This window comes from Dankookia rubra, from assembly GCF_004355005.1.
Lineage (GTDB): Bacteria > Pseudomonadota > Alphaproteobacteria > Acetobacterales > Acetobacteraceae > Paracraurococcus > Paracraurococcus ruber_A.
This window is the reverse complement of the sequence record NZ_SMSJ01000216.1, coordinates 1-2,963: the sequence shown is the minus strand read 5'-3', so window position 1 is coordinate 2,963 and position 2,963 is coordinate 1. Positions and strand designations below refer to the sequence as shown.

General features: G+C 66.7%; 1 protein-coding gene and 1 pseudogene. Both read left to right on the top strand.

Features of this window, described 5'->3' with window-relative positions:
- Positions 1-1,172 precede the first annotated feature (1,172 nt).
- Positions 1,173-1,313, top strand: a complete 141-nt coding sequence (locus E2C06_RS41010) for a DUF3489 domain-containing protein (protein ID WP_369126556.1) — start codon at positions 1,173-1,175, stop codon at positions 1,311-1,313.
- A gap of 480 nt (positions 1,314-1,793) precedes the next feature.
- Positions 1,794-2,822: pseudogene (locus E2C06_RS35985) on the top strand (IS256 family transposase); the annotation flags it as partial.
- Positions 2,823-2,963: the final 141 nt, after the last annotated feature.

Here is a 2,963-nt window from a genome sequence, read left to right as displayed (position 1 = left end):
AGCGGCTCCAGCACCGCCCATTGCTCATCCGTGAGAACCACTGCCGCCCCTTCACAAAGGCGGCCCAACGCCATCAACGCCGCAGCGTTCAGGCGCTAACGGGGCCTAGGCGCGGGACGCTTTGATGGAACCAACGCAATCAACTTGCTCCAGTTGGCAGGGAAAAGTCTGTGGGCAACTTCGGGACGACCTCACCCCGGCCAGCGGCAAACCTGAAGTTTCCCCACTTGCCTGAAGGCTCAGCACCTCGAAAGCAGGCCTGTGGGCAAATTCATGCTGTGTTCTCGCGAGAGCTGTCCGACAAGGTGAGAGATGTCCACAAGGACCCGGCGTCCGGGTGAGGGTGATCGCGTGATCGCCGGCACGAGTTGGAATGGGCGTTTGGGCTGATTTCGCGCTTCACTTCGGACCGGAACAGAGCGGCTCGTCGGACGCGCGCAGGAGGTTCGGCCTGCGCACTGTCCCGACCGGCTTTCCGGCGGGGCTCAAGCTCGTAGCGCCCGGCTCATCGCGTGCTGCACCAGGAGACCCGAACATAACACTTTCCGAAACTGCCGTCCGCGTCCTCACCGAGGCCGGCCAGCATGCCCTCCGGCTGGCGACGCCGCCTAAGCACCTGCCTGAAGCCGCCTGCAATGCGGTCCGTCAGAGCCTGCTCAGGGGCGGCTACGTCGAGGAATGCCAAGCGCTTTTCGAGTACATTGGCCTTGGCTGGTGCCAGCAGGACGGCGCCTGGACCGCGCTGCGGCTAACTGCTGCCAGGCTGCTGGCTTTCGGCCCGGAGCCGCGGGGCAGCGGCCAAGCTACGCCCCACGCCGACCTGGGTGCCACTGCCTCGGAGGCGCCCGAGGAATCTCACGGCGCGCCGCCCACTACTTCGGCTGGGTTGGGAGGGCAGCAGGCGCCAGGCGCCGCAGACGCCGCCGCTGTAGCCGCCGCGGCGCCGGCATACCACCACCCACGCCGGCCTCCGCACCGCCGCGGAGCGCGTCCTCAGCGTTCGGAATGACGAGGTCAACCAGCGCGCCGACCTGCCCGAAGCCATAGCCGTGCCGCGGGGTTTGCTAGCCAAGCCGGCGCCGGCTGATCGCCCCACCGGCCCCCGCATGCCGCGGTAGGGCACGAAGCAGCAGCAGGTCCCGGTCCTGCTGCGCGGGCCCTAAGGCGCCACAGTGGTACAGGCCGCCGAGGCCACCGATTGGCAGGCCCACACGGTCCGGAGCTTCTTCGCTGGGCTGAAGAAGCGCCACAGTCTCGCCGTCGAGGCCGCCGAGCGGGTCCGACAGGTCGGCCCCGGCAAGGAGGACGCCTAGGGCAGCTACACCGTCTATCGCATCGCCGAGGCGGGCTGATGCGGCCGGCGCTGCGCGGCGTCGCCCGAGTGGTGAGGTTCTACAGATATCCACAGCCGAACAGGGCTTTACCATCAGGCGACGATCGCGCGGGCGCTGGCGGAGCATGGGATTCTGGAAAGCGCGTACTCCACCTTCCCTTTCCGCATTAGGCTGGGCGTCCAGCAATAACCGTACAGGGAGGACGAGTGCATCGACAATGACTGCAAGCTTATCTTCTCAACCTTGAGTAAGCGCGTGACGCGCGATGGGTTACCGTCGACGTGTAGATCTACCGCGGCAAGGACGAGAAGGGCTGGTTGCTGGAGGTGGTTGGCCACCTTGGCAAATCGACAGTCTGGAATGATCGATTTCCAACCGACGTCGAAGCTCTGCAGGAGGCAAGAGACTGTCGGCGTTTCCGTGTGTTGCCGGTCATCAAGGAAAGGAAGGGGCTCCCCCATGGCTCGAAGGAAGGCACCGCACATCGCCGATGAGTTGCTGGACCAGCTGCTGTCCGGCACGGATGCCGTCGCTGCCCTGCAGCAGGGCGGGCTGCTGGATGAGCTGAAGAAGGCTCTGGCCGAGCGGGCGCTGAACGCCGAGATGGACCACCATCTCGGCGGCGAGGCGGGCGCCGGGAACAGCCGGAACGGCTATGGCCGCAAGACGGTGCTGACCGACACCGGCGGACGGATCGCGCTCGAGGTGCCGCGCGATCGTCAGGGCAGCTTCGACCCGCAGCTGATCGCCAAGTACCAGTGGCGCTTCCCTGGCGCCGACGAGAAGATCGTGTCGCTCTACGCTCGTGGCCTCAGCACCCGCGAGATCGCCGGGCATGTGCTGGAGCTGTACGGCCTCGAGGTGTCGCCCGACCTGGTCAGCGCGGTCACCGACGCCGTGCTGGAGGAGATCGCCACCTGGCAGGCCCGGCCGCTCGAGCGAGTCTACCCGCTGGTCTTCTTTGACGCGCTGCGGGTGAAGATCCAGGATGAGGGCTTGGTCCGCAACAAGGCGATGCACATCGCGCTCGGCGTCAGGGCAGACGGCACCCGGGAGATCCTCGGCCTCTGGCTCGAGCAGAACGAGGGCGCCAAGTTCTGGCTGCGGGTGCTGAACGAACTCGGCAACCGCGGCGTGGAGGACATCCTCCTGGCCGTGGTGGACGGGCTGAAGGGCTTCCCCGAGGCGATCCAGGCAGCGTTCCTCAAGACCACGGTCCGGACCCGCATTGTTCACCTGCTCCGGCACAGCCTGGACTTCGTCTCCTGGAAGGACCGCCGAGCCGTGGCGGCGGCACCGAAGGAGATCTACCGGGCCGTCGATCCAGCCGCGGCCGAGGCCGCCCTGACGGCGTTCGAGGCCGGGCCCTGGAGCCAGAAATACGCCGCCATTGGGCCAAGCTGGCGGCGCGCCTGGACCGAGGTGGTGCCCTTCTATGCCTTTCCCGCCGATGTGCGTCGACTGCTTTATACGACGGATGAGATCGACAATACTTTCCTGCGTTCGATCGAGTATCCTCCCCTAGGAGCCCGTCCCGGTAACCGGATTTTGGACTGATGCCGCTGGGGGCGGAGCGGCGCTCTTTCGATGTGCGCCGCCGCTGTGCGTCAGGCAGCGGCTGCCCTGGCG